Annotated in this window: 22 protein-coding genes; 10 read left to right on the top strand and 12 right to left on the bottom strand. The window is 44.8% G+C overall.

Annotated elements, in window-relative coordinates; translation table 11 throughout:
- Positions 1-11 precede the first annotated feature (11 nt).
- Positions 12-1,355, top strand: coding sequence for an FAD-binding protein (locus DVG78_RS23505; protein ID WP_114463478.1), 1,344 nt, complete (start codon positions 12-14; stop codon positions 1,353-1,355).
- Between the two features lie 113 nt (positions 1,356-1,468).
- Here the strand turns inward: DVG78_RS23505 and DVG78_RS23510 are convergent, their stop codons facing one another.
- Complete coding sequence (locus DVG78_RS23510; RefSeq protein ID WP_114463479.1) at positions 1,469-1,795, bottom strand: HesB/IscA family protein; 327 nt, start codon at positions 1,793-1,795, stop codon at positions 1,469-1,471.
- Between the two features lie 208 nt (positions 1,796-2,003).
- Here DVG78_RS23510 and DVG78_RS23515 point away from each other — a divergent pair, with 208 nt between their 5' ends.
- From DVG78_RS23515 to DVG78_RS23530, 4 genes are all read left to right on the top strand, one after another.
- Positions 2,004-3,233 carry an ATP-binding protein gene (locus DVG78_RS23515; RefSeq protein WP_114463480.1) on the top strand — a complete coding sequence of 410 codons (1,230 nt, stop codon included), beginning with the start codon at positions 2,004-2,006 and terminating at the stop codon, positions 3,231-3,233.
- Positions 3,209-5,551 carry an ATP-binding protein gene (locus tag DVG78_RS23520; protein WP_114463481.1) on the top strand — a complete coding sequence of 781 codons (2,343 nt, stop codon included), beginning with the start codon at positions 3,209-3,211 and terminating at the stop codon, positions 5,549-5,551. The genes DVG78_RS23515 and DVG78_RS23520 overlap by 25 nt, the downstream gene beginning before the upstream one ends.
- 113 nt (positions 5,552-5,664) lie before the next feature.
- A complete protein-coding gene (locus DVG78_RS23525) occupies positions 5,665-6,723 on the top strand; it encodes a ferredoxin--NADP reductase (protein WP_114463508.1) in 1,059 nt (352 codons plus the stop codon).
- 45 nt (positions 6,724-6,768) lie between these two features.
- Positions 6,769-7,218, top strand: coding sequence for a GNAT family N-acetyltransferase (locus DVG78_RS23530; protein WP_114463482.1), 450 nt, complete (start codon positions 6,769-6,771; stop codon positions 7,216-7,218).
- A 152-nt stretch (positions 7,219-7,370) separates the two neighbouring features.
- On the opposite strand, the gene htpG is transcribed toward DVG78_RS23530, so the two are convergent.
- The 3 genes from htpG to DVG78_RS23545 form a co-directional block, all read right to left on the bottom strand.
- Positions 7,371-9,221, bottom strand: coding sequence for a molecular chaperone HtpG (gene htpG, locus DVG78_RS23535; protein WP_114463483.1), 1,851 nt, complete (start codon positions 9,219-9,221; stop codon positions 7,371-7,373).
- A gap of 129 nt (positions 9,222-9,350) precedes the next feature.
- Positions 9,351-11,138, bottom strand: a complete 1,788-nt coding sequence (locus DVG78_RS23540; RefSeq protein WP_229598303.1) for a MutS-related protein — start codon at positions 11,136-11,138, stop codon at positions 9,351-9,353.
- A gap of 66 nt (positions 11,139-11,204) precedes the next feature.
- On the bottom strand, positions 11,205-11,504 hold the full coding sequence (locus DVG78_RS23545) for a muconolactone Delta-isomerase family protein (protein ID WP_114069652.1): 300 nt from the start codon (positions 11,502-11,504) through the stop codon (positions 11,205-11,207).
- Between the two features lie 215 nt (positions 11,505-11,719).
- On the opposite strand from DVG78_RS23545, the gene DVG78_RS23550 reads away from it, so the two are divergent.
- Positions 11,720-12,238: an acyl-CoA thioesterase gene (locus DVG78_RS23550; protein ID WP_114463510.1), complete on the top strand. Its 519-nt coding sequence runs from the start codon at positions 11,720-11,722 to the stop codon at positions 12,236-12,238.
- Positions 12,239-12,242: 4 nt separating this feature from the next.
- On the opposite strand, the gene DVG78_RS23555 is transcribed toward DVG78_RS23550, so the two are convergent.
- The 5 genes from DVG78_RS23555 to tyrS all read right to left on the bottom strand — a co-directional run bounded on the left by DVG78_RS23555 (position 12,243) and on the right by tyrS (position 17,223).
- Positions 12,243-12,536 (bottom strand): putative quinol monooxygenase, encoded by a 294-nt coding sequence (locus tag DVG78_RS23555; protein WP_114463484.1) that lies wholly within the window; start codon positions 12,534-12,536, stop codon positions 12,243-12,245.
- Between the two features lie 123 nt (positions 12,537-12,659).
- Positions 12,660-13,442 carry an enoyl-CoA hydratase/isomerase family protein gene (locus tag DVG78_RS23560; protein ID WP_114463511.1) on the bottom strand — a complete coding sequence of 261 codons (783 nt, stop codon included), beginning with the start codon at positions 13,440-13,442 and terminating at the stop codon, positions 12,660-12,662.
- A 55-nt stretch (positions 13,443-13,497) separates the two neighbouring features.
- Positions 13,498-14,136 carry a hypothetical protein gene (locus tag DVG78_RS23565; protein ID WP_229598304.1) on the bottom strand — a complete coding sequence of 213 codons (639 nt, stop codon included), beginning with the start codon at positions 14,134-14,136 and terminating at the stop codon, positions 13,498-13,500.
- A 101-nt stretch (positions 14,137-14,237) separates the two neighbouring features.
- Positions 14,238-15,692 (bottom strand): RNA polymerase factor sigma-54, encoded by a 1,455-nt coding sequence (rpoN, locus tag DVG78_RS23570; protein WP_114463486.1) that lies wholly within the window; start codon positions 15,690-15,692, stop codon positions 14,238-14,240.
- Between the two features lie 226 nt (positions 15,693-15,918).
- On the bottom strand, positions 15,919-17,223 hold the full coding sequence (gene tyrS, locus DVG78_RS23575; RefSeq protein ID WP_114463487.1) for a tyrosine--tRNA ligase: 1,305 nt from the start codon (positions 17,221-17,223) through the stop codon (positions 15,919-15,921).
- Positions 17,224-17,593: 370 nt separating this feature from the next.
- Between tyrS and guaB the strand changes: the two genes are divergently transcribed.
- Positions 17,594-19,066: an IMP dehydrogenase gene (gene guaB, locus DVG78_RS23580; RefSeq protein ID WP_114069659.1), complete on the top strand. Its 1,473-nt coding sequence runs from the start codon at positions 17,594-17,596 to the stop codon at positions 19,064-19,066.
- Between the two features lie 21 nt (positions 19,067-19,087).
- On the opposite strand, the gene DVG78_RS23585 is transcribed toward guaB, so the two are convergent.
- Positions 19,088-19,939: a helix-turn-helix domain-containing protein gene (locus tag DVG78_RS23585; protein WP_114463488.1), complete on the bottom strand. Its 852-nt coding sequence runs from the start codon at positions 19,937-19,939 to the stop codon at positions 19,088-19,090.
- Positions 19,940-20,194: 255 nt separating this feature from the next.
- Here DVG78_RS23585 and DVG78_RS23590 point away from each other — a divergent pair, with 255 nt between their 5' ends.
- Positions 20,195-21,451, top strand: a complete 1,257-nt coding sequence (locus DVG78_RS23590; protein WP_114463489.1) for an MFS transporter — start codon at positions 20,195-20,197, stop codon at positions 21,449-21,451.
- Positions 21,452-21,490: 39 nt separating this feature from the next.
- Positions 21,491-23,008 (top strand): alpha,alpha-trehalase TreA, encoded by a 1,518-nt coding sequence (gene treA / locus DVG78_RS23595; protein ID WP_114463490.1) that lies wholly within the window; start codon positions 21,491-21,493, stop codon positions 23,006-23,008.
- An 88-nt stretch (positions 23,009-23,096) separates the two neighbouring features.
- Here treA and DVG78_RS23600 read toward each other — a convergent pair whose 3' ends face one another.
- Both DVG78_RS23600 and hisB read right to left on the bottom strand, forming a co-directional pair.
- Positions 23,097-23,480, bottom strand: coding sequence for a DUF3127 domain-containing protein (locus DVG78_RS23600; RefSeq protein WP_114463491.1), 384 nt, complete (start codon positions 23,478-23,480; stop codon positions 23,097-23,099).
- A gap of 342 nt (positions 23,481-23,822) precedes the next feature.
- Positions 23,823-24,944, bottom strand: coding sequence for a bifunctional histidinol-phosphatase/imidazoleglycerol-phosphate dehydratase HisB (gene hisB / locus DVG78_RS23605; RefSeq protein WP_114463492.1), 1,122 nt, complete (start codon positions 24,942-24,944; stop codon positions 23,823-23,825).
- Positions 24,945-25,037: 93 nt separating this feature from the next.
- On the opposite strand from hisB, the gene DVG78_RS23610 reads away from it, so the two are divergent.
- Complete coding sequence (locus tag DVG78_RS23610; RefSeq protein ID WP_114463493.1) at positions 25,038-26,381, top strand: amidohydrolase; 1,344 nt, start codon at positions 25,038-25,040, stop codon at positions 26,379-26,381.
- Positions 26,382-26,435 lie beyond the last annotated feature (54 nt).

Consider the following 26,435-nt stretch of genomic DNA (forward strand, 5'->3'; position numbering starts at 1 on the left):
TAACCTCTACCATGAACAAACGTACTTTCCTGAAAACCTCCTCTGTGCTACTTACTGGGACCATGTTGAATCACTTAATTTCGTGTAAAAAAGCCGAAGCTCGTACCAATTGGGCGGGTAACCTGACTTACAGCACCGACAATTTGCATACGCCAAAAACGGTGGCTGAATTGCAAGAAGCCATCAAAAGCTGTAAAAAAGTAAGGGCTTTAGGTACCAAACACTGTTTTAATAAAATTGCGGACAGTACCGAAAATCAAATTTCCACGGCAGAATTCAACAAAATTATTTCGTTGGACAAAGAGAAGAACACCGTGACGGTAGAGGCGGGTATCAAGTACGGAGAATTGTGTAAATACCTAGATGACAATGGCTACGCCTTGCCCAATCTGGCGTCGCTTCCGCATATTTCAGTGGCGGGGGCGTGTGCTACGTCTACGCACGGTTCGGGAATCAAAAACGGCAGTTTAGCCACGGCGGTTTCAGCCATGGAAATGGTCAATGGCAAGGGTGAAGTGGTGAATTTGTCCCGCGAAAAAGACGGTGATGAATTTTTGACCGCAGTGGTTGGCTTGGGCGCGATTGGCATCGTGACCAAAATGACGCTTGACCTGCAACCGACCTTCAAAATGAAGCAGGTTGTTTACCAAAATTTACCAATGTCGGAGTTAGAGAAAAACTTTGAGGCGATTATGTCGGGTGGGTACAGTGTGAGTTTGTTTACGGATTGGACCAAAAAGAATGTCAGTGAAGTGTGGATAAAAAGCAAAGCCGAAGACATGAAAGACATAGCACCCGCGTATTTCGGCGCAACCTTAGCTACCAAAAACCTCCACCCCATCGAAGCCCTCGACCCCATCAATTGCACCGACCAAATGGGCGTAGAAGGCCCGTGGTACGAGCGGATGCCGCATTTCAAAATGGGCTTTACCCCCAGCAGTGGTAAAGAATTGCAGTCGGAGTATTTTGTGGCTTTTGAGCACGCCTACGAAGGCTTTATGGCCATTGAAAAATTGAATGAAAAGGTATCGCCTCATCTGATGATTACAGAAGTACGGGCCATTGCTGCCGATGATTTATTTATGAGTCCGTTTTATAAAAAGACTTGCGTGGCGTTTCACTTTACGTGGAAACAAGAGATTCCAGAAGTGATGCAATTGTTGCCGCTCATCGAAGAAGCGCTTGCGCCGTTCAATCCACGGCCGCATTGGGGAAAACTATTTACGTTGAAGCCTTCAGTGTTGCAGTCCAGAATTGAAAAATTGCCTGAATTCAAAGCTTTGATGGCCAAGCATGACCCTGATGGAAAGTTCAGGAATGAGTTTGTTGAAATGAATTTGTTTGGAGCGAGTTAAGGGAACATAGGGGTATGGTCGTTGCGGTCACCGATCGCTTTTGAACATCAACAAAAAAGACGTCGAGTTATCGACGTCTTTTTTGTTGAAAGAGATATTAAAATCAGAAAAAGCTATACGGCAAAACTTTCGCCACAGCCACAAGTACGGCTGGCGTTGGGATTGACAAACTGAAAACCTTTTCCGTTGAGTCCGTCCGAAAAGTCCAATACGGTACCCGCCAAGTACAGAATGCTTTTTTTATCGACCACAATTTTGATGCCTTTGTCGACAAACTCCATATCGGTGGGTTGTTTTTCAGAATCAAATTCGAGGTTGTACATCAAGCCTGAGCAGCCGCCACCCTGCACACCCACCCGGATGTGGCTATCGTCGGGACGCCCTTCTTCTTTACGCAATTCAAAGATTTTATCTTTTGCTTTATCCGTTACCGTGACCATTGTGTCTTATATTTCAGTTGATTCAAAATGCGTTGTCTACCCCTAAAAACCAAACTGTACGGCTAAAAGTTTCAAATTAGGAATTGCTTTTATTGTGACGCTTTCTCCAGAAATAGCCATTTTTTATCGTACGACAAATTTGTTGTAAGATATTTTTGTCGTACGATAAATTTATCGTACAATTGCATTTCAATAAAAATATATAGAAATGCAAAAGCATTATAAATTGGCTCCAACAGTTGGGACAATCCCTCCAGATAAAGTAGTTGGACGGCTTACTGAAATCGAAGAATTGTATAAATTGACAGAATCTCAAAGCGTGGTTTTGTCGGAAATACGGCGAATGGGAAAAACGCTTTTTCTTCAAAAATTCGCCTATGTCACCGTCAAAGAAAATCGCCTAAATAAGGCTATTCACTTTGATTTGATGCAGGTTGTTGATGTGACGGAGTTGACAGACAATCTTTTAGATAAACTTCGCAGTAAAGAAAATTATGGTTGGCTCAAAGTGCAATTGGAGCGTTGTCGATTGCTTTACAATAAATTCAAACCCGAAAAAATTGACGTAAAACTGCCTCAATTACCTGAGCTTTCATTCAAGCTGCCTGAGTTTAAAACGGAATGGAAGAAGGCTTTATCGGCTTGCATTGAAGATTTAGCTGACCGAAATCATCAGGAAAACGAAAGTCTCACCTTGATTTTGGACGAAATGCCGTATATGCTTTGGCAATGGATTTTGAATGGAAAAGCCCAAGATGCTATAGAATTGTTAAGTCTACTAAGAAGCCTTCGGCAAAGTTTGCAGGACAAAGGCAGAATCAGGTTTGTTATCTGTGGTTCTGTAGGATTGGAAGTCGTTCTCAATCACTTACGAACAGAATTTCGCTACACCGCCGAACCTTTCAATGATGCCGCAAAATATTCATTGGAAGCAATGAACGACAGCGATGCTGTTTTTTTGAGTGAATGCTTGGCATTATCGGGTTTTACATTTACAGAGAATAAGGAGGAGGCTATCAATGCCATTTGCCAAGTGACCGAAAACTTACCTTTTTACATCAACAAACTCTTTGCAATACTACAAAATTCGTTTGACTCGAAAATCAGTCGTAATACTGTTTATCAGGCATTTGATGAACTTTTAACCAATGTTGACCAAGATTCTACTTTTGAGCAGTTGGATACGCGTATCTCGACCTACTATCCCAAACAGGCAGATATTATGTTCAAGGTCTTAAATTATCTGTCAAAAAAAGGAACAATTACGAGCGAAGACGAAATTAAAGAAAGCCTTGAAGCCGATGACAAAGCCATTCAAGAGGTGCTTAGATTGCTTACTAAAGACCAATATTTACGTCGAGTCATCGAGAATGAAACACGTTCTTATCGTTTCAAGTACAAACTCATCCAACAATGGTGGAAACTCAACAAAGCTTAGCTCAAACAGGTATCAGTACGTTTTTGTCGTTTGGAGCGAAGAGCGTAAAGCCCGAAATTTTAGAGAAATTACTGATTGGCCGGCAGAAAACGGTCGATATGCTCACGCAGCAAGCCACCGACATTGCCGAACACGGTATCAATGTCCAACTCATGCTCATTGGCAATCGAGGCATGGGAAAAACGCACGTGCTGCGTGTGTTATATCACCGTATTCAGCCGTTGGTGCAAAACCGTAAAATCGTGGTGGCGTATTTTGTAGAGGAAGCTTATGATGTAGCGAGCTATTTGGATTTTCTGGTCCGTATCATCAAAGATTTTATTCGTTGGTATGCAGCAGATGCGGAACTATTGCAGCAAAAACTTTCGATTCTACGCGAAACTCCCTCGGTTCGACAGGAAGAATTGGCGGAGCAAATCGTAGCTGACTATGTGGCGGATAAACCTTTACTGATTTTAACCGAGAATTTTGATGCCATTTTGGAGGCATTAAATAAAACGGGGCAAGCCAAATTGCGTTCGTGGTTGTATCGCCACAACCGCATTAGCATCATGGCTACGGCGCAGGCCCTCAGCCCTGATTTGGGACGCGAAGACCGTCCTTTTTATCAGTTTTTTACCACTATTTACCTCAAACGACTTACCTACGAAGACTCACTCGAACTATTGCGTACCCTTGCGCAAACGGAGCATAATCAAGCCGTGATTGACCACTTAAATGGAAAAGGCATTGGACAGGTACGCGCCATTCATGAGTTAGTCAAAGGTAATCACCGCTTACTGGTGACTTTTTATGAGTTTCTGAAAGCTGATACGTTGGCAAAACTCTCAGATATTTTCTTGAAGACCCTCAACGACCTCAAACCTTATTACGAAACGTATATTCGCTATTTGCCGCCGCAACAGCAAAAGATTGTGCATTATTTGGCCTTGGCCGTAACGCCCCGCAATGGCACTGACATCTCCAAGGATTGTTTTATTGACCAAAAATCTCTTTCCAAACAGCTTTCTGACCTCCAACGCTCTCATCTGCTGGAAGCTTATACCGACCCTGCTGATGGTCGAAATAAACTCTACGACCTCAGCGAACCACTGTTACGTATTAGCTTAGCCATTGGCGAGCATACCGAAGGAATTACCCCTTTGTTTATTGATTTTTTAGCTAATTGGTACAACATCAATGAGTTGGAAGGTCAAAAAGAACGTTTCTGGAAATTGCATTTAGAGGAAAGTAATGAAAAGTTGAAACAGGATTATTTGTATGATTATCAGGCGAGGGCAAGAGCTATTGCAATTAAACTAAAAGAGGGGAAAATTGGAGATGAAGATATAAATTATCTTTTTGAGGTAGGAAATGAATTTTATAATAAAGGAGATTACAAGAATGCAATAGAATATTATAAGAAAGTAACTAAGGTCAGGCCTGATGACTATGAGGCATTTTATAATTTAGGTATTGCTTACGATGCCAATCATGAATATGACAATGCGATTTTATCTTATCAAAAAGTCATTGAAATAGAGCCTAATGATTACGAATTACTACATTATGTGGGCGTATTATATTCTAAAACAGGCAATTATGTGAAAGCAATAGAAAATTTTCAAAAAGTTATTGAGATTACACCGGATTTATCGGAGCCTTTTTATAATATCGGGAATGCATATTCTGCTAAACTAGAGTTCGATAATGCAATTAAGAGCTATCAAAAAGCAATTGCGATTAAACCTGATTTTTATCAGGCATTTTATAACTTAGGTAAAGCATATCGCGAGAATGGGGATTATGACAAAGCAATAGAGAGCTATCAAAGGGTAACTGTTATTAAACCTGATGATTATTGGACATTTTTTAACATAGGAAATGCCTATTACAAAAAAGAAGACTATGATGAAGCTTTAATCTATTATCACAAATCAATTGATATTAAACCTAATTTTCATCAGGCATGGCATAACTTAGGAGTAATTCATGAAGAAAAAGAAGATTTTGAAAAAGCGGTTGAATACTATCGAAAAGCTATAGAAACAGGTACTATTTTCTTAAATTCTCATGAAAATCAGCTAAAAGTAGAACTGGATAGAATTTCAGATGCGATTGTATTTATTCTTCAGAATGAAAAAAAAATAACTAAAGAAAAAATCCTACACTTTGAAAAACTAATAGAAGAAGGCTATGGCCTTCCCGATGCCCTAAAAATCTCCTATCTAATGCTGCAAACCTACCGCCGTTATGTGTTGGAGAAGGATAAACGAGCCATTTATGAGCTACCCAAGGAGCAGAGAGAATTCTTTTTACGGGAAATTGTGAAGGAATAATCACCGCGAAATGCTGTTACTGAAAACCTATCCCGTAATTTTGCGTTTAATTGAATAAAAATTGGGGAGGCTTGATGGCTCAACCAAACTGTAGTGATTTAGACAAACTTGTAATGAAGTATTATCATCTGAAAGTAAAAGAAGTCATAAAAGAGACAGCAGAAGCCGTTACGATTGCGTTTTGGCATCCGTTGAGTGAAATGATAAAGTATAAGCCGGGGCAGTTTCTGACCTTGTTGGTGACCGTCGACGGGCAGAAAGTACGACGTTCGTACTCCATGAGTAGCTCACCTCACACCGACACGGCCCCCGCCGTAACGGTCAAAAGAGTACCGGGTGGCTTGGTGTCTAATTGGCTCATCGACCACGTAAAAGTCGATGATTTCATTGAAGTGATAGAACCCATGGGGCATTTTATGGTGGAGCCAGATGCCCGCAACGCCCGCACTGTGGTGCTGATAGGCGCGGGGAGTGGTATTACGCCGTTGATGTCGATTGCTAAATCTCTCTTGAAAATAGAAACCGAAAGTCGCGTAATACTCTTGTACGGCAACCGCGATGAATCTTCGATTATCTTTAAGGCGCAACTAGCCGAAATGGCGCAGCAGTTTGGTACTCGGTTTGTGTTAAAATATACCCTCAGTCAGCCGCTAAATGGTTGGGAAGGGCATGAAGGGAGGTTGAACCGACCGCATATTTTGAAGTTATTGGAAGAAGTAGAAGGCTTTGTTCCCACGGCCGCGGAGTATTATCTTTGTGGTCCAGAGGGGATGATGGTGGAAGCAAAGGAGGCATTGTCGTTGCTGAAAGTGCCCGACGAAAAAGTGCATAAAGAAAGTTTCGGAACGGCTCATACGGTGGGAGAGGTAGTGGAGCAGGACGATGACGGTAGCCTCAAAGCGCAGGAAATCACCGTTTTGTACGAAGGGAGTGAGTATAAATTTATGGTAGAGCCGCACCAAACGATTCTGGAAGCGGCGCTGGAATTGGACATTGATTTGCCCTATTCGTGTCAGGCGGGGATGTGTACGGCCTGCATGGGCAAATGCACGTCGGGCAAGGTGCACTTGGACGAGGACGACGGCCTGACCAAGTCAGAGTTAGCGGCGGGGTATATTCTTACCTGCGTGGCGCATCCGTTGTCGAAAGATGTGGTGGTGGAAATCGAGTAACCCGGCACTTTTTTTGCCCTAATACATGAATTAACTGTTTTAAAGATGGATATTACGTTTCGCACCTACGAACTCAGTGACCGCACCGAGTTGGAAGAAATTTTTTTACAGAACACCCCAAAGTATTTCGCTCCCGAAGAATTAGGGGATTTTTTGGAATACCTCGATATATTCGGCGACGATTATGTGGTGGCAGTAGTGGACGGCCGAATCGTGGGCGGTGGCGGATACTGGATTCGCTCTTCCGACCATCAGGGAGGGCTTTCGTGGGCGTTTTTACGTCCTGATTTTCAGGGAACTGGCGTAGGGAAAGCCCTTGCCGTTTATCGAATTGAACAGATTAAAGCTTCGGGTGAAGCCAAAATGATTTTGGTGGAGACTTCGCAACATTCCTTTGGGTTTTACGAAAAACTCGGGTTTAAACTCCTTTCTCAACAGCCCGACTATTGGGCTCCGGGCATTGATTTGTACTCAGCGGTGCTGGAATTGGAGTAGATATGCTCAGATTAAGTCATTAACAAATTTCTATCAATACAGAAAAAGCCGCGACGCACAATGGGTGCAACGCGGCTTTTTTTGGCAGAAGACTTCTTTATCGTCCAACGGTTCCGAACCGTCAGACGATAAAGAAGCGTTGGCGTTTAGAATTACAATCTCGAAACGGCTTGCTGAACGAAAGCCGTCAGGTCGCTGCCCGACAACATTCCCTGCGACAACAGCGCCAAGTTGTAAGCGTGACGAATCAGCGCAGAGGCGTCTGACGGTTCAGAACCGTCGGACGCAGCGTTCAGGATTTTCTGCGTAACAGGGTGGTTTGCGTTGATGGCTAAATTGAGCATCGTTGGCATATCGCCAAACATTGATTTTTGTCCAGAAGTAGCTGCCATATCGTTCATCCGACGAATAAACTCGGGAATCGTAATGACCACGGGCATTTCGTCCGTTGGCATAGCCTCAACCGTAATCGTGAGCTTAGGCGCTCCGCCGAGGGTTTCTTCAAACAGCTTTTTGGCGCGCTCTTCGTCGTCTTTTGAAAGTACACTTTCGAGCTTGATTTCTTTCTCAATCAATTTATCTAACGTATCGGCATCGACGCGCTTGATGCTGGTTTTCTCGATTTTGTACTCAATCCCGTTGATAAAGTGTGGGTCAATGACGCTGTCAAAAATCAGCACATCGTAGCCGCGTTTTTGCGCAGATTGAATGTACGTATCTTGCTTTTGCACGTCGCTTGCGTATAGCCATACTACGGTTTCGCCTTTATCGGTTTGATTTTCTTTGACTTTTTCGGTGTATTCTTCAAACGTAAAGTGCTTGCCCGCGAGGTTTTTAACGAGGCAGAATTCTTTGGCTTTTTCGCCAAATTTTTCGTCTGAAATCATACCGTATTTTACAAACAGTCCGATGTCGTCAAACTTCTTCTGGAAGCCTTCACGGTCGTTACGGAAGATTTCAGAAAGCTTGTCGGCTACCTTACGCGTAATGTAGCCGTTGATTTTCTTGACGTTTGAATCCGACTGCAAATAACTGCGCGACACGTTGAGCGGAATATCCGGTGAATCAATCACGCCGTGGAGCAATTGTAAAAAATCGGGTACCACATCTTTCACCTCATCCGTGATAAACACCTGACGGCTATAGAGTTGGATTTTTTCCTTCTTAATGGAGAAGTCGTTTTTGAGTTTTGGGAAATACAAAACACCCGTAAGGTTGAACGGATAATCTACGTTGAGGTGAATCCAGAACAAAGGATCTTCGCTCATCGGGTGCAATTCCTTGTAGAACGCAATGTAATCTTCGTCTTTCAGTTCAGAAGGTTGCTTGGTCCAGATTGGGTTGGGGTTGTTGATGATTTTTTCGTCAAATTCAATCTCAACGGGCAAGAATTTGCCGTATTTTTCTAAAATCTCGTTGAGGCGGTATTTCATCAAAAATTCTTCTGAATCTTCGGCAATGTGCAGAATGATGTCGGTGCCTCGGTCTTCTTTTTGGGCGGGTTCGATGCTAAACTCTGTTGAGCCATCGCAGGTCCAGCGAACTGCTTCGGCCCCTTCCTGAAACGATTTTGTGATGATTTCTACTTCTCGCGCCACCATGAACGAAGAATAGAATCCAAGTCCGAAGTTTCCGATGATGTTGCCGCGTGTGTCTTCTTTTTCTTTGTATTTCTCCACAAATTCGGCGGCTCCCGAAAACGCAATCTGATTGATGTATTTCTTGATTTCGTCGGCCGTCATCCCGATACCCCGGTCGCTGATGGTAATGGTTTTGGCTTCTTCATCCAGTTTTACCGTTACTTTCAGCTCGCCCAATTCACCATTGAATTCACCGAAACCTGCCAGTTTTTTGAGTTTTTGGGTGGCGTCTACGGCGTTAGAAACCAACTCACGCAAAAATATTTCGTGATCAGAATAGAGGAATTTTTTGATAATTGGGAAAATATTGTCGGTATGAATCGACAATTGACCTTTTTCGGCCGCTGATGTAGTTGCTTCCATAATCAATGTTTAAGTGATTAAATGTTATGACGATTGACAACCGGTCAATTTTTATTCCAAGGCGTGGATTTCTGACAGATTGTCAGAAATTAGTTATTATACAGAAATAAGCAGTCATAAAGGGATGGATTACTGAATCTCAATCCCAATTTGTCGCATCAAAGCCGTGGCGTTGAACTCCCGACAAACGCCCTCTTGCAGGCGATAATCGAAGTGAAGCTGACCGTTGGCAAATGTTGAATAAAAGCTGTAATTGTGGATGTAATCATGCACCGACGACATCATTCCCAGTTCTAAATCATGCGTGGAAACAAACCCTGAGCAGTGCAGTAAATGCAGTTGCCGAATCAAGGCTTCCGCTCCTTTGTGGCGGTCGACCGAATTGGTGCCTTTCAGGATTTCGTCTAAAAAGTAAAAAACGGGAATGTGGGATGATTTGGCAAGTTGCAGCAACGCTTCCAACCGTTTGAGTTCGGCATAAAAAGAAGAGGTATTTTCTTCGAGTGAATCCTGCGTTCGCATACTCGTAAATACCCGAACGGGTGAACACGTAAACGCCGCTGCGCAAACCGTTGAGCCTGCCAGCGCAAGTACCGTGTTGAGGCTTAATGTTCGTAAAAAAGTACTTTTCCCCGACATGTTGGACCCCGTGATGATGGCCGTTTGCCCCACGTGGCTAAGCTCAAAATCATTACAAACCCTTTTGTCGGGGTGTATCAGCGGATGCCCCGCCTGTTGTGCTTTAAATTCAAAGGATTCGGGAGAAATTTCCGCAAACGGATATTGCGGATTAGCGTAGGAAAAACCCGCCAAACTGCACAAGGTCTCCATCTCACCTGCCACCGAGAGCCACTTGGCAAGGTCGTGGCGGTGCGTTTTTTTCCAAGCTTCTAGCTTCGTCATCCATTGCAAATCCCATAAAGACGGCAATCCAATGGCCAGCATAAAATAGGGGTTAAGTCGAAAGTTGAGGCTTTCGGTGACAGAGGCGAGGGTGTCTATTTGCTTAGATGCGGTGGTGCTTCCCGATTGTAACTGATACTGAAGTTGTTTGAGTTTTACCGACTGAAAAGGTTGATTTTCAATCTTTTTGAGTAACACACCAAGGGTTTTCAGGGTGTCTACAATCCCCTGTGATTGCTCCGCATAGGCTTTGACCGAAGGGTTTAATTTACTCAAAATAAAGCTGTGGAAACCTAACAAAAGCAGTACGACCGACCAAGGGATAAAACCTGTAAATGCCCCGATAATAAAGCCGATGGTGAGCAACGGCAGCCAACGGAGTTTTTTCCATCTCAGTATAGACTCATTTTCACCAGCATGAAGCCAATGTTCCAAAAAATCAGTTGGCTCGGCAATTTGTTTTTCCAGCCGGGCATTTGCTTCCAGCTCCTGACGCCAATCCAACAAGGGTGTAAGCTCTTTTATCGCTACCTGCCGTACCGCAATTTCGATGGGGTCGGCAGGGGCGAGTAGCCAATTGGCTAAAGTTTGCATCCCTACCCGCGTGTGTGCTCGGTTGAGCAGCCTAAACAAAGAATGAGGCCCAAAAATATCGAGGTCGTTGCTATAAATGTGGTTTTTGATGGCAAACTCTTCACCCGTCTGCGGGCGGGAAAAACGCAGAGAAAGGCGCTCTGTTTCGTCGGCGTTGAGGGCGGCCAAGGCGCGGTGCAGCTTCAGTTGATGTCTAGTGGCTTGATGCTTACGTAGAATAAAGGCAAAAATGACCAAACCCACAACCCCCGCCGTGACGGGAATCCACAAAGAAAAAGTGAGTGATTGCCAAACGGCAACGATTGCCCCAACGAATACAATGAGGCGGATGGTCGAGAGTTGATTATAGGTTTTCTGAAAAACGTCAGCCTGCTCTTTAAATTGGGCTTGACGATGGAGGAAAATTTCGGAAGGGGTCACGGCTGTTTTTGCCCGCAAAGGTAGCAATACCCTTTCGGATTATCAGAACTCTGGCGATAAAATGGCTTAATTCAGCGAATAAAGAGGGAGTTTTACGGCGGTAGCGGTATTGTTAAACATCAATTCGCTAATAGTCGCCTGCATATAGCCAATCAGCGGAAACTCGGCAATAATCTCCATCACTTCTATGTCGTTTTCAGCTTTGATAACGCACCACAACTTGGAGCGGTCGGAAGCGAGTGAATACGATGTTATTTTCCCCTTTTCCATCAACTTGTTGATTTTCAATCGTTGACGAGGGATTTTTGCGATAAATTCCTCCGTTGTTTCCTCAGGAAGAATAAACTCAACCATAAATTGGCTCATATTGGATGCAAGTTTGGGGGTGAATTATAAACTGCCTTATTAATCCACCTTGTATTGTTTAGGGCAAGAATACGTGGACTTCAACGTAACAGCCGTACGAATGAAATGGTTCGTAAGACTGTATTTGCTTCGTCAGAATTACGTTCGCAGACCGAAATAATCATTTATTTTTTTGTTGTTTTGCGTTGTCAACCATTAAAACCATTGATTTTTTCATGCCACTGCCCAGAAAAGCCAGCGAATCTCACACTATTATGACCGAAATGGTATTGCCCAACGATACCAATACCCTCAACAACCTAATGGGCGGGCGCTTGCTGCATTGGATGGATATTTGCGCGGCCATTACCGCCCAAAAACACGCCCACAGAACGGTCGTTACCGCTTCGGTAGATAATGTGTCGTTTGCTGAACCCATTAAACTGGGAAATATTGTAACGTTTGAGGCGCAGGTAACGCGCGCTTTTACGTCTTCGATGGAAGTACATATCAAAGTAAGCGCGCAGAATCTTTCAGCGGGCGAAAAAGCCATTCATACCAACGCCGCTTTCTACACCTTTGTGGCTGTTGACCAAAGTGGTCGCCCGATTGAAGTAGCGCCGGTAATTACCGAAACCGAAGAAGAAAAAGAACTGTTTCAAAGTGCTTTGCGCCGCCGTCAGTTGCGTTTGGTATTGGCGGGGCGTATGAAGCCATCAGAAGCTACCGAGTTGAAAGCACTTTTTGGCGAATAAGCCATTAAATCGTTCCTATTTTTCGGGACGAAAAGGCAAGGGGTTTTTCAGAAAAAAGCACCTTGGTCTTTGCCCATGTTTCTTTGAATAATTCCGAATTACGGTAGTTGTTCAAAGCGGTAGCATCGTCCCAATGACTGTTGGTGATGAAAATGTTGGGATGATCGTAATCGCACAACAATTCAAGGTGCTGGCAGCCAGGCATGGCGCGAATCTTGTGTTTTGAGCGGTCAAAAATGTCTAAAAATTCATCGACTTTTTCGGGTTGAAAAGTCATACGGACAATTCGGATAAGCATGTTGTGAGGAGGGTTTGAAGGGGCAGTGTTTAGGGAGCAAAGCGTGTAAAATGAAATATAACAAATGCTAAAAGCAACTTTTTAAACTTCTATCTTCTCGTTTCGCACTCCTTTTTCCTGAATTTACTTTCCCCGATAAACGGCTTTTCTTTTCTGTAAAAATGCCATAATTCCTTCGGATGCATCGTAGGTGCGGCTTAGTTCATCTTGACGCTCGGCTTCGAGTTCAAGCATTTGCTCCAGATTGGAATTGAGTGACTGATTAAGTACCTGTTTCATGGCCCCAATCGCCTTGGTGGGCGCATTTCGGTAATAACTTACGACTTCGCTAACGACCAAATCTAACTCACTTGAAGGAACCGCCCGGGAAATAAGCCCCATCTGAACGGCTTCTAATGCCGAAACTTTGCGCCCGGTACTTGCCAACTCAAAGGCGCGTTGCATCCCGACCAATCGCGGTAAAAAGAATGTTGAGCCAGCATCGGGCATTAGGCCGATGTTGACAAAAATTTGACTTAAATAAGCGTCTTCTGCGGCAATGACCACGTCGCAGGCGAGCGCTAAGGAGCATCCAGCCCCCGCCGCTACCCCGTTCAATCGGCAAATAACGGGCTTGGGAATGGAACGAATGGCCAGAATCATGGGATTGTAGTTGGCACGGAGTGAGTCGCCTAAACTTTTAGCCCCTACCATCCCTTCTTTCAAATCGGCTCCTGAACAAAAGGCTTTTTCTCCCGCTCCTGTAATGACCACCACCCGAACGGCATCGTCTTCGGCGGCGGCATTGATTGCGGCCGTAATATCCTGCAATAAACCCGGACTGAGGGCATTGTAGACTTGGGGGCGGTTGAGCGTGATGCGTGCTACGCCGCCGAAGGGTTCAAACAAAATATTGTCGAAGTTCATCGATAGGTTATTTACAAAATAAAGCAATAGTAAAACGTTGGCAATGAGGTGTTTGTTATACAAACCACCAAACTGTAACCAAACTTATAGAAACGCCCAAAAAAAGCCCAGCCGCCACTTGCGCAGGGGTATGGGCGTTGAGTTTGAGGCGAGCGCTGATTAAAAAGCCAGTCATCAAAATGAGCGCAATGAACGAATACATGAGATTGGTATGACCAAATTTTACAATAATACCCAACACCGCTCCCAACATCCCGCCTATACCGACGGAATGGGCGCTGATTTTCCAATAAAGACTAATCAGTCCCACCATCCCAATCGAGACGGTGATACTTCCCAATACAATACCGATTTCGGGGGCAATTTCTGACAAGGGGGGGAGGCTGAAACTGAAAAAATAAGTAGCAAAAGCATAAAAAAGTGTCGAAAGGAAATACGGGAGTCGACGGTCTGCCAAGTCATCCAAGTGTAGACTTTTGATGTATTTGGCGCGGTAGAGATAGTAAATTCCCAAGGAGGGTATCACAAAGGTAGTCATGCTGACAAACCCCAACAGTGTGATACGGACAGAGGGGGCGAGTACGTCGATACCCAAAACATCAGGCGCGAAAAAAAACAACAGGCCCAACAAGAAAGTGGGCATCAACAATGGGTGAAACAGGACAGAAATGACCTGTGCAAGGCGTGTATTCAAGGGTAGCGTAGGTGGTTATCTGTTACTGGTTACTGTTTGGGCACTGCCAAACCTATCAGGGCGTAAAATTACATTATTAACAGATAACTACTACTAAATCGCTAAAGTTGCTTTCTCAATCGGGCTACCGGAATGTTGAGTTGTTCGCGGTATTTAGCCACGGTTCGGCGGGCAATGTTGTACCCACGGTCGTTGAGGAGTTTTTCTAATTTATCATCCGAAAGCGGATTGCTTTTGGGCTCATTTTCGATAAATTCTTTCAATATAGATTTTACTTCCCGGCTGCTGGCATCTTCGCCGTAATCGGTTGAAATCCCTTCGGAAAAGAAATATTTCAGGGGATAAACCCCAAACTCTGTTTGGACGGATTTGCTGTTTGCCACGCGAGATACGGTCGAAACATCCATTTCAATTCGATTGGCTATGTCCTTCAGAATCATGGGCTTTAGGCGGGTTTCGTCACCATCAACAAAGAATTCATATTGGTAATTGACAATGGCGTTCATCGTCCGCTGAAGCGTATTCTGACGTTGCTTGATGGCATCAATAAACCATTTGGCAGCATCTAATTTTTGTTTGACGAAGGTCACCGTTTCGCGGATATGACGGTTTGTTTTGTCGCTTTTATCGTAGGTGTCAAGCATATCGGCAAACGAACGGCTGATGCGCAGTTCAGGGGCATTTTTGGAATTAAGATGCACTTCCAACTTACCATTTGTATTGCTCACCCAAAAGTCAGGCAATAAATAATGCGCCAAACCATCTTCGCCCTCAACCGAGCCTGGTTTGGGATTCAGCTTGGTGATGAGACAAATCACATTTTTCATTTGCTCATCATTGATGCCAAGTCGTTTCTGGATTTTTTCGTAGTGTTTTTTCGAAAACTCTTCAAAAAAGTCTTCGATTATCTTAATGGCAAACGTTACGTTGGGGTCTAAAGGGTCTTTGCGGTCTAGTTGAAGTAGCAAGCATTCCTGTAAATTACGGGCCCCAATGCCGGGAGGATCAAACGTCTGGATTTTCTTTAAAACGGTTTCAACTTCTTCAATGGTAGAATTAAAACCTTGTGAAAACGCCAAATCATTGACGATAGCTTGCAGTGATCGTCGGATGTAGCCGTCGTTTTCAATGCTTCCCAACAATTGCAGGCCAATAACGGTTTGGCGGTCATTGAGTCGTAAAAAACCGAATTGTTGAATCAAAGCATCATGAAGTGTACTCATGGTAGCAATCGGCATATCCCGGTCTTCGTCTGGGTGGTTGCCGTCGCTGTACATTTTATAACCTGCGTATTCATCATGATGAAGATAATCATCTAGACTGATGTCGTCGCGATGGTTATAATCATCAGCGTAATCATCTTCCGAGTCATTATTGTATTCATCTTTCGGGAGAATATCATCTTCCATCCCTTCTTCCAACGCTGGATTAATCTCTAGCTCCTCTTCAATGCGCGTTTCCAACTCTGCCGTGGGAATTTGCAATAACTTAATGAACTGTATCTGCTGAGGCGACAGCTTTTGCTGTAGCGTTTGGTTTAGGCTTAATTTCTGCATGATACTAAAGGTTATAGAGATTTGCCATGCGTTTGTTTAGAAGATGATTTACCAACAAAGTGACGTTCTCAATAGTCGTGCCAAATTTTTATAAATGTCGAAAATATTTTTTGCAAAAAAAGAATACGCTCATTTTTTGTTGACTTTTGACGTTACTTTTCAAAAAAGTGACAAAAAAAACGCCTCGAAGAGGCGTTTTTTAGAAAATATTTTTTTTGGTACTCTTTTACTCTACTAAAATGAGGTGGTTTTTCTTTCCTTTTGAAACCAGTAAATATTTGTCTTGGAGCAACACGAAGTCGGGTTGAGCGTTTTCGTCGGTTACTTTGGTTTTGTTAATCCCCACTGCATTTCCCTGAATGGCACGACGAGCTTCACTTTTGGAAGGATAAATCTCATTGTGGGTCGAAGTGGACAATAAATCGGTAACGGTCGCGCAATTTTCTAATTCAGTACGTTTGATAATGGTTTGAGGAACGCCCTCAAAAACGGATGTAAAGGTGGCCGCATCCATTCGTTGGAGCGTTTCAAGGGTGCCTTTTCCGAACAGCACTTCTGAGGCCGCAATGGCCATCTCATAGTCGTGTAGCGAGTGCACACGTATCGTAACATCTTTGGCCAAGGCTTTCTGCATAATTCGTAAATGTGGCGCTTCGGCATGTTGCTGTTCAAAGGTTTCGATTTCTTCTTTTGAATAAAGCGTAAACACCCGCAATAAACGCGGACAATCGGCATCGGTGCAGTTAATCCAAAACTGGTAAAACTGGAAAGGGGACGTCATGGATGCATCCAACCACACGTTGCCACCCTCGCTTTTTCCGAATTTAGTGCCGTCGGCTTTGGTTACAAGCGGCGTAGTAAGCGCAAACGCCCGGTGCTCGGAGGTTTCGTCGTTGTTGGATTCTTTGCGACGAATAAGCTCCGTCCCCGTGGTGATGTTGCCCCACTGATCGGATCCGCCCATTTGCAGACGAACGTGCTTGTTTTTGTATAACCAATAAAAATCGTAGCCCTGTAATAATTGGTAGCTGAATTCAGTAAAAGAAATTCCTGTTTCAAGGCGTTTTTTGACCGAATCTTTGGCCGACATATAATTGACGGTAATGTATTTTCCCGCATCCCGTAAAAAATCCAAAAAGCTAATGCCTTTAAACCAGTCGTAGTTATTTACGATTTCGGCCGAATTTGAACCGCCATCAAAGTCGAGGAATTTTTCCAGTTGTTTTTTGATACACGACTCGTTGTGACGTAAGGTTTCTTCCGACAAAAACGACCGTTCGGCGGCTTTGCCCGAAGGGTCGCCGACCATACCAGTGGCACCACCCACGAGGGCATAGGGCTTGTGGCCGCACAGCTGGAAATGTTTCAGCAACATAATAGTAGCTAAATTCCCGATGTGCAACGACGAGGCAGTCGGGTCAAAACCAATATAGGCAGCCGTAATTTCTTTTTGCAATTGCTCTTCCGTCCCGGGCATCATGTCGTTGAGCATTCCGCGCCAACGAAGTTCTTCAATAAAATTCTTTTGCATTGTTGTCTTTACCATTGAAGCCGCAAAAATAATGGTATTTTACTATCTTTACTTAAAAATCAAGTCGTAGCGTTCAGCGTAGCAAATTTGAGCGAAAGCATTGGTGGGCGTTTGGATGAAGAACAAGTGGTGTTTATTTCCGCTTCGTGTTTTAACGATGATTATGACGACCTAGAAAGCAAGGTTAAAATTGATGATTTTGAGATTGTTATGAAGAATATATACCACAAAGTAGGCTTGAACAAATAGCTAATTGCTTTTTTATATCCCTAATTCGCTATTTTATTTTTTTGTTAAAAACAATCCAGATTTTACAATCCCGAAAATTTCTCATAATTTTACGCGGCAAATAACGAATCGTTTATTTGCTATGCTCTCAGACACAACTAAGTTCCTTTACGAAGCTCTAACGTACGACGACGTACTCCTCGTACCTGCCTACTCCGAAGTACTCCCGCGCGATACCAACACGCAATCACAACTTACCCGTCACATCCGTCTCAACGTGCCGCTGATTTCAGCAGCGATGGATACCGTCACTGAATTCCAGTTAGCCATTGCCATGGCGCAGGAGGGAGGAATCGGAATGATTCACAAAAACATGAGCGTTGAAGATCAGGCCGCTCAGGTTCGTAAAGTGAAGCGTTCTGAAAGCGGAATGATTGTTGACCCAATCACCCTCAACGAAGATGCTACCCTTAGGGATGCAATGCGCATCATGGCCGAATTCAAAATCGGCGGTATTCCCGTGGTTGACAAAAACAGTAAACTCATCGGAATTGTCACCAACCGTGATTTACGTTTTCAGAAGGATATGGCAAAAGGGGTTGCCCAAATAATGACGAAGGAAAACCTCATTACGGCCCGCGAAGGCATCAGCTTAGAAGAAGCTGAAAGCACACTTCAGGAATATAAAATTGAAAAATTACCGATTGTTGACAAAGACAATAAACTGGTAGGATTGGTCACGTACCGCGACATTATCAAGCGCAAAGACCACCCTAATGCTTGCAAGGATGCCCTTGGACGTTTGCGCGTAGGGGCAGCGGTGGGCGTCACGGCCGACCTGATTCGCCGGGTGGAAGCGCTGCTTAAAGCGGGCGTAGATGTAGTAAGCATCGATACCGCCCACGGCCATTCGCTCGGGGTGATTGAGGCGCTGAAAGGTGTAAAAGCACAATTCCCTAAATTGGACGTAATTGTCGGAAATATCGCTACGGGAGCGGCGGCCAAAGCATTGGTAGATGCAGGTGCCGATGCCGTCAAAGTAGGCGTAGGGCCGGGCAGTATTTGTACAACCCGGATCATTGCGGGAATCGGGATGCCGCAACTTTCGGCCGTTTATGAGGCCGCGAAGGCGATTGAAGGCACGGGCGTTCCAGTCATTGCCGATGGCGGTATTCGGTATTCTGGCGACGTTGTGAAGGCCATCGCGGGCGGCGCAAGTACCGTGATGATTGGCTCGCTACTCGCTGGTACGGACGAAGCACCCGGTGAAGAAATCTTATACGAAGGACGTCGCTTTAAATCTTATCGGGGCATGGGCTCGGTAGAAGCGATGGAAGATGGGTCTAAAGACCGTTATTTCCAAGATGCAGAAGATGACATCAAAAAGCTGGTTCCTGAAGGAATTGTGGGTCGGGTACCGTTTAAGGGCAAAGTGTCAGACATCGTCTACCAATTGGTAGGCGGACTGAAAGCGGGAATGGGATATTGCGGTGCCCCCGACATTGATGCACTCAAGCAAGCCCAATTTGTCAGAATCAGCGCGGCAGGGATGCGCGAAAGCCACCCGCACGATATTCAAATTGCGAAAGAAGCTCCCAACTATACAACTAAGTAGGGTCGTAATTTTTCAAAACCATTATTTCTGCAAAGCCTTTCGGTATTCCGAAGGGTTTTGCTGTTTATGGGCTTTAAAAACACGATTAAAGTAGGCCACGTTTCCAAAACCACTTTCGTAGCCAATATCCGTAATGCTTTTGCCGGTCGAAAGTAGCCGACACGCTTGGTTGACACGGTAGCGATTGACAAAGTCGGTAAAAGTTATGTTCATCATCTTTTTGAAATAATGACAAAAAGAAGGGACGGTTAAATGGGTAATAGAGGCAATCTCTTGAATATCAATGGGTTTTTGGTAGTTTTCTTCAACGTATTTTAAGATTTTATTCAGACGAAGCTCATCTTTAGGACTTACTTCGAGTTTGATTCCTTCGGTATTTAATAGGGTAGACTCAGAAGTTGTGGCCAATATTTGAAGAATATTGACCAACTCCATCAACCGTTCAAACGGTGGTAGGCCAAGTAGTTTTTTGAGCCTTTGTTTGACGTGAATTTTGGTTTCTCCGTGAAAGCATACCCCAAAATGAGAACGCTCAAAAAGCCTTTTAACGGCTTTCATTTCGGGCATTTCCAAAAAATGTTCGCCCAATAAATTTTCCTTCAATTGCACCACGATTTCTTCGTGCGGCCCTACGGCTTCCTGACCAAAGCCCGAATGCGGGACGTTGGGGCCGATAAACACCAAATCGCCGTCTTCATAGTGGCTCAAATGCATTCCAACGTGCCGGCGCCCAGAGCCGTGGAAGACACAGACAATTTCGTATTCGGGGTGATAATGAAATTGCCACCGGAAAAGCTCCGGCAAAACAACGTTGTGAAGGATGCGAAACGAGCTCCCTTCGTCGGGACGAATGACTTCAAATTCGGTTTTCATCGCCTGTGTTAAGCTATTTGTACCAAAAATAGGGTAAAAAATCTTAATGTAGGATAAAAAGTGCGCAATAGAAGCCTATTTTTTTTTGAGATAAAAGTAGAACTTTGTCATGAAAAAATTGTCTTGGCTTTATCTCGCTTCCCTATGATGATTGAAGAGCGGGCTTTGTCCCGCTTCTTTTTTTTATAAGCCACCGACAACCCGTTTCGTTCCTTGATTCCCAATTTCCACTTCCATCGTTTTAACCTAAACCCTATGCAATCGTATTGGAAAGTAAAGCTTTCGATATTTCTGAATTATTTTGTTTTTGCCATTCTGCTCAATAGTGTCGGCACCGTTATTTTACAAGTCCAGAGTACCTACAACGTCTCCGAAACTTCGGCTTCTATTCTGGAGGCATTCAAGGATTTAAGCATTGCAGGGGTGTCTTTTTTAATCGCTTCTTACATCAACCGATTGGGATATAAAAACGCAATGCTCGTGGCATTGGGCTTCAATGCGCTTATCTGTTTGCTTATGCCATCCATTCATTCTTTTGGGATGACCAAAGTGGTTTTTGCGGTTGCGGGAGCAGGCTTTGCGCTCATTAAGGTTTCGGTATATGGCACCATCGGATTGGTTACGGCCGACAAAAAAGAGCACATCAGCCTCATGAATTTTATCGAATCGTTCTTTATGGTGGGGATTTTGGCTGGATATTTCTTATTCAGTGGGTTTATTGATGATTCTACCCCAACGGCTTGGCTGAAAGTGTATTATCTTCTAGGAGGAATTGCCTTGGTTGCTTTTGTTTTGTTATTGTCGACTCCGCTGGATGAATCATCGTTGAAAATAGATACCGCCAAGCCTTTTACCGACGATTTTGCCGAGATGTTTCGCCTGATGATTCTGCCTTTGGTATTGGTATTTGTCATTTGTGCGTTTACGTATGTTTTGATTGAACAGAGCATCATGAGTTGGTTGCCAACGTTCAATAGCAAAGTGCTTCATTTGCCCAACGCATTGAGTATTCAAATGGCAAGCCTGTTGGCCATTGCCACGGCCTTGGGGCGATTTTTGGCGGGAGTGTTATTGAAAAAACTCAATTGGCTATTTGTTTTAACGGGTTGTCTTGTCGTTTCGGCTGCTTTGGTGTTGGTCGCACTGCCTTTGGCCCAAAATGCCGCCACAAGTGGGGTAACTGGATGGGGGAATGCGCCGTTGGCGGCTTTTATTTTTCCCATGATAGGTTTGTTCTTAGCGCCTATTTATCCTGCTATTAATTCGTTGATATTGAGTTCGTTGCCCGTGAAAAAACACGGGCTGATGTCGGGCTTGATTGTGATTTTTTCGGCCTTGGGAGGCACCACTGGGTCGCTGATTACGGGCTATGTATTTGAACATTACGGCGGGCAAACGGCCTTTTACTTTTCGCTGATTCCTATCGGATTGTTGATTCTAGCATTGATTTTATTCAGCCGTTTGCAGGGGAAAAACGCCACGGTCGAAATCAGCTCGGTGGGTGGACATTGAGCAAACATGGATTGTTTTTGTTAAAACCGTTGATTAAGAATGACTTTACCCGAAACTCAAATGGCAGACCGTAACCTTGCGGAAAACTTTCAGACGTTGTTTGATACGGTGCAGCGCAGTTCTTTATTTCCCGACTCCAAGACGTTTTCGGATGCCATTGCCAAAGAGCCGTTGGCTCAGATTTTGGATAGTTATCATCGGCGAAAAAATGAAGCGAATTTTGATTTAAAAGCCTTCATTGAACAAAACTTTATCCTTCCTGCCGAACAAGTCACCGAATATCAAAGTGACCTCAATAAGCCGATTCAACAGCATTTGGATGATTTGTGGGAGGTATTGACCCGTCAACCGTCTACCTCAGAAGCGCAAGGCTCGCTCATTCCGCTTCCTTTTAGTTATGTGGTGCCAGGGGGGCGTTTTCGGGAAATTTATTACTGGGATTCGTATTTCACAATGTTGGGCTTGCAGGTTTCGGGGCGGGACGCATTGGTCGAAAGCATGGTCAACAACTTTGCGCATTTGATTGATACGATAGGGTTTATCCCCAACGGAAACCGCACCTATTATTTGGGTCGGTCGCAACCGCCCTTTTTTGCCTTGATGGTCAATCTGTTGGCCGAAAGCAAAGGAGAACAAATTTGGCAACATTATTTGCCCCAATTGGAAAAAGAATACGCGTTTTGGATGCGTGGCTGCGAACAATTATCGCCTACACTAACGGTACAAAATCGTGTGGTGAGGCTGCCCGACGGGAGCATTTTGAATCGGTATTGGGACGATATTTCGTTGCCTCGGCCCGAAGCCTACAAAGAAGACGTGGCATTGGCCGCGCAGGTGCATGACCAATCTCCCGAAGAAGTGTATCGCCACCTCCGGGCGGCTGCCGAGTCGGGCTGGGATTTTAGCAGTCGATGGTTTAAGGATAGCCAAACCATGCAAACCATCCATACTACTGACCTGATTCCGGTCGATTTGAATTGCCTGCTGTGGTTTCTTGAAAAAAGATTACAACGCGCCTATGAATTAGGGGGAAATGTGCTTTTAGCCAACACGTATGGGGAAAAAGCAGCGCAGCGGCACACGGCCATTCAAAGCGTTTGTTGGAACGAAGCGGCGGGGTTTTACTTCGATTATGATTGGAAACTAAACCAGCAAAAAGATAACTATACTCTGGCGGCCGCCTTCCCTTTGTTTTTCTCCCTCTCCAGCTCAGCGCAAGCGGGACGGGTGGCACAGGTATTGGAAGAAAAGTTTTTGCAGAAAAACGGTTTGCTGACCACGCTCCAATTTACACATGAGCAGTGGGACGCGCCCAACGGCTGGGCACCGCTACAATGGATTGCTTATCAGGGACTTAAAAATTATCAACTTGATGCCTTGGCCACCAGAGTCAAAAGCAACTGGATGAGCAATAATGAGACTTATTATGCCAAAACGGGCAAAATGATGGAAAAATACAACGTGCTGACAGATGATGTTTCTGCCCAGGACGGCGAGTACCCCAACCAAGATGGTTTTGGTTGGACGAACGGCGTATATTTAAAAATGAAGGAGTGATGACGAATCAGCGGAGAAGATTTTTTCGCTGATTTTTTTTGCCTTGGCAAATTTAAAAGACAAACTTGCCAAGGCTTTGTACTGTTGATTAGAACGGCAAATTATCTTCGTCGCCGCTTTGGAACGTAGAAGGGAGTTCCGTTGGTGGGCGTGTAGAAGAAGTGCTACCCGTGCCAGAAGCAACTGGAGCCGATTCATAACCACCCGCACCGAGTGCGTCAATTTTCCACGCTTTTACGTCAGTGTACCAACGACCGTTGTATTCGCGGCTTTCCACGTCAAACGAAACGTTCACTTCGTTGCCCACCTGCAAAGCACTTTCGTTGATTTTGTCGCCCCACGCCGAAATACATATCTTTTTGGGATACTGTCCGTCGGTTTCAATCACAAAATCCTGCTTTTTCCACGTGCCGTTTTTGCCTTCACCCGTCTGTAAGGCCAATAGCTGAATGACTCTTCCTTTAATGTCCATGATTAGTATATCGGAACGCCGATGCGATTTAAAGTTGCTTATAAAAAAATGCGAGCCATTGGATGTTTCCAATCGCTCGCTCTTTTCAACGTACAATGAGCATTTTCAGCTTTGTACGAATGTACCTAGTCTTTGAAGAATTTCTTGTAGTTGCGCTCTTGGCCTTCCAAAAGACTTCCAACCCAAAACGCGATTCCAAGCAACACAACGTAAAATATAATTGTACCAATCGTTCTTAAGTCCATTATGTTGAATTTAAATTAGTGAAACCTTTTTTGTATTCCCTACAAAAGTAAGAATGTAAGGGCTTTCGCCCCAAACATAATGCGTTTTTTTTATGAATTATAAAACACCTTTGGTGGAGGGCAATACATCCAGCGCTTTTAAGTCACGTTTTACCGCCATTTTGATGGCTTTGGCCCATCCTTTAAAGATGGCCTCGATTTTATGGTGCTCGTTGGAGCCGCTGCATTGGATGTTGAGATTGCACAGTGCCGTGTCGGAAAAAGACTTGAAGAAGTGATAAAACATCTCCGTGGGCATCTCTCCGATTTTTTCCCGTTTAAATTCGGCATCCCATACCAGCCACGGGCGCCCAGAAAAATCAATGGCAACTTGCGCCAACGCTTCGTCCATCGGCAACAAAAAACCGTATCGACTGATGCCCCGTTTGTCGCCGATTGCCTTGCGGTAGGCGTCGCCAAGGGCAAGTGCGGTATCTTCGATGGTGTGGTGCTCGTCGATGTGGAGGTCACCTTCGACCGTTATTTTTAAATCTGCGCCCGAGTGTTTGGCGAGCTGGTCGAGCATGTGGTCAAAAAAACCGATGCCCGTGTGGATGGCAGAATGACCGTTGCCGTCGAGATTTAATTCAATTTTGATTTGGGTTTCGCGGGTGTTGCGCTCTACCGAAGCGATGCGGGCGGGCAAGCGCAAGTGTTCGTAAATTTTATCCCAATCGGTGCTGACGAGTGTAATGGCGTCGTTCAGTTCTTTGGGCAAATCTTTGGGCCATTCAGCGGCCAGAAAAATCGCTTTTGCGCCCAAATTCACCGCTAACTGTACATCCGTCAGGCGGTCGCCAATGACGTAGCTGTTGGCCAAATCGTATGTTTCACTGAAATATTCGGTCAATAGTGCCGTGCCGGGTTTGCGCGTGGGGGCGTTTTCGTGCGGGAAACTGCGGTCAATGTGGATTTTTTGAAACGATACTCCTTCGCCCTCCAGCGTTTGGAGCATTTTATTTTGGGCGGGCCAAAAAGTATCTTCGGGAAAAGAATCTGTTCCTAAGCCATCCTGATTGGTGACCATGACAAAACCGAAGTCGGTTTCCTCGGCCAAACGCCGTAAATTGGAAATCGCTTTGGGTAAAAATGCCAGTTTTTCTAATGAATCCACTTGAAAATCGACGGGAGGTTCCACAATGATGGTTCCGTCGCGGTCTATAAAAAGAAGTTTTTGCATTACTCTCAATGGTTTAAACCGCGAATATCGAACATCCCATCCCGAATTTTTATAAATTGCCTAAAAATTTTGTTAACCTCAACTAATCACTTCATGAACAGACCTATCCTGTATGGCCTTGTGGCGGGATTGAGCCTCTCGACAGGCTTTGCCCAAAGCGGCCTCAAACCCGTTATTAATCAATCGGCCGATGCCATCGAAAGTAAAGTCATTGCGTGGCGTCGCGATTTGCACGAGCACCCCGAATTGGGGAATCAAGAGTTCAGAACGGCCAATATTGTGGCCGAACATCTGCGTAAATTGGGCTATGAAGTCCGCGAAAAAGTAGCGGTAACGGGCGTTGTGGCGGTTCTTAAAGGAGGAAAGCCCGGCCCAGTAGTAGCTTTAAGGGCCGATATGGACGGCCTGCCCGTGACCGAAAGGGTGGATGTGCCGTTTAAATCGAAAGTGATGACGGAATTCAATAACCAAAAAACGGGTGTGATGCACGCGTGCGGCCACGATAGCCACGTCGCGATTTTGATGGGAGTTGCGGAAGTGTTTGCGTCAATGCAAAAGGATTTGGCAGGCACCGTTAAACTTATTTTTCAACCAGCGGAAGAAGGCGTTTACACGGGGGGAACCTTTGGTGCCAACCGAATGATTGAAGAAGGAGCGCTGGAAAACCCAAAAGTGGACGCTATTTTTGGGTTGCACATCAATTCGCAAACGGAAGTAGGTAAGATTCGCTATCGTCCGGGTGCCACGATGGCCGCCGTGGACCAGTTGACGATTAAGCTCAAAGGCAAACAAACGCACGGCGCGTCGCCGTGGTCGGGCGTTGACCCCATCGTGACGGCTTCTCAGATTGTGATGGGATTGCAAACCATCGTAAGTCGGAATGTGGATATTACCGAAAACCCGGCCGTGGTCACCGTGGGAGCTATTCACGGCGGAATTCGCTACAACATTATTCCTGAATCTCTGGAAATGATTGGCACGATTCGGACATTCGGGGATGCCCAACAGGCGTTGGTTCATCGTCGTATTAAAGAAGTTTCTACGCACATTGCGGAAAGTGCGGGTGCGAAAGCCGACGTAGAAATCGGCATCGGTTATCCCGCCACGGTCAATGACCCAGCGCTGACCGACAAGATGATTCCGACGCTTGAGGCTCTCGCGGGAAAGGAAAATGTGATAATCTCTCCCGTGGCAACAGGAGCGGAGGATTTTAGTTATTTCCAAAAGAAAATCCCAGGCTTCTTCTTTTTTCTGGGCGGTATGGCCAAAGGCAAAAGTCCTTACGACGTAGCCCCTCACCACACCCCTGATTTTTACATTGACGAAAGTGGCTTTACTTTGGGCGTGAAAGCCCTGAGTCATTTGGTGGTGGATTATATGGAAATGAACTCAAAACCCACACCCACAAGCGCTAAGGCGAAGAAAGTAAGCAAGTAGCTTCTAGTTAGTTTTATTGGTCTTATAACAGCAAGAGCGTCGGGGTTTTCCCGA

Origin of the sequence: Runella aurantiaca (genome assembly GCF_003339505.1) — a bacterium.
Taxonomy (GTDB): domain Bacteria; phylum Bacteroidota; class Bacteroidia; order Cytophagales; family Spirosomataceae; genus Runella; species Runella aurantiaca.

Excerpts from the sequence above, each read along its gene's own strand:
- htpG (WP_114463483.1), bottom strand. The coding sequence starts at position 9,221 with ATGGAAGCAACTACATCAGCGGCCGAAAAAGGTCAATTGTCGATTCAT.
- DVG78_RS23515 (WP_114463480.1), top strand. The coding sequence starts at position 2,004 with ATGCAAAAGCATTATAAATTGGCTCCAACAGTTGGGACAATCCCTCCA.
- DVG78_RS23525 (WP_114463508.1), top strand. The coding sequence starts at position 5,665 with ATGAAGTATTATCATCTGAAAGTAAAAGAAGTCATAAAAGAGACAGCA.
- DVG78_RS23610 (WP_114463493.1), top strand. The coding sequence starts at position 25,038 with ATGAACAGACCTATCCTGTATGGCCTTGTGGCGGGATTGAGCCTCTCG.
- treA (WP_114463490.1), top strand. The coding sequence starts at position 21,491 with ATGACTTTACCCGAAACTCAAATGGCAGACCGTAACCTTGCGGAAAAC.
- DVG78_RS23590 (WP_114463489.1), top strand. The coding sequence starts at position 20,195 with ATGCAATCGTATTGGAAAGTAAAGCTTTCGATATTTCTGAATTATTTT.
- hisB (WP_114463492.1), bottom strand. The coding sequence starts at position 24,944 with ATGCAAAAACTTCTTTTTATAGACCGCGACGGAACCATCATTGTGGAA.
- DVG78_RS23555 (WP_114463484.1), bottom strand. The coding sequence starts at position 12,536 with ATGCTTATCCGAATTGTCCGTATGACTTTTCAACCCGAAAAAGTCGAT.
- DVG78_RS23550 (WP_114463510.1), top strand. The coding sequence starts at position 11,720 with ATGCCACTGCCCAGAAAAGCCAGCGAATCTCACACTATTATGACCGAA.
- guaB (WP_114069659.1), top strand. The coding sequence starts at position 17,594 with ATGCTCTCAGACACAACTAAGTTCCTTTACGAAGCTCTAACGTACGAC.
- DVG78_RS23600 (WP_114463491.1), bottom strand. The coding sequence starts at position 23,480 with ATGGACATTAAAGGAAGAGTCATTCAGCTATTGGCCTTACAGACGGGT.
- DVG78_RS23560 (WP_114463511.1), bottom strand. The coding sequence starts at position 13,442 with ATGAACTTCGACAATATTTTGTTTGAACCCTTCGGCGGCGTAGCACGC.
- DVG78_RS23505 (WP_114463478.1), top strand. The coding sequence starts at position 12 with ATGAACAAACGTACTTTCCTGAAAACCTCCTCTGTGCTACTTACTGGG.
- DVG78_RS23510 (WP_114463479.1), bottom strand. The coding sequence starts at position 1,795 with ATGGTCACGGTAACGGATAAAGCAAAAGATAAAATCTTTGAATTGCGT.
- DVG78_RS23520 (WP_114463481.1), top strand. The coding sequence starts at position 3,209 with ATGGTGGAAACTCAACAAAGCTTAGCTCAAACAGGTATCAGTACGTTT.
- DVG78_RS23530 (WP_114463482.1), top strand. The coding sequence starts at position 6,769 with ATGGATATTACGTTTCGCACCTACGAACTCAGTGACCGCACCGAGTTG.
- rpoN (WP_114463486.1), bottom strand. The coding sequence starts at position 15,692 with ATGCAGAAATTAAGCCTAAACCAAACGCTACAGCAAAAGCTGTCGCCT.
- tyrS (WP_114463487.1), bottom strand. The coding sequence starts at position 17,223 with ATGCAAAAGAATTTTATTGAAGAACTTCGTTGGCGCGGAATGCTCAAC.
- DVG78_RS23545 (WP_114069652.1), bottom strand. The coding sequence starts at position 11,504 with ATGAGCCAATTTATGGTTGAGTTTATTCTTCCTGAGGAAACAACGGAG.
- DVG78_RS23585 (WP_114463488.1), bottom strand. The coding sequence starts at position 19,939 with ATGAAAACCGAATTTGAAGTCATTCGTCCCGACGAAGGGAGCTCGTTT.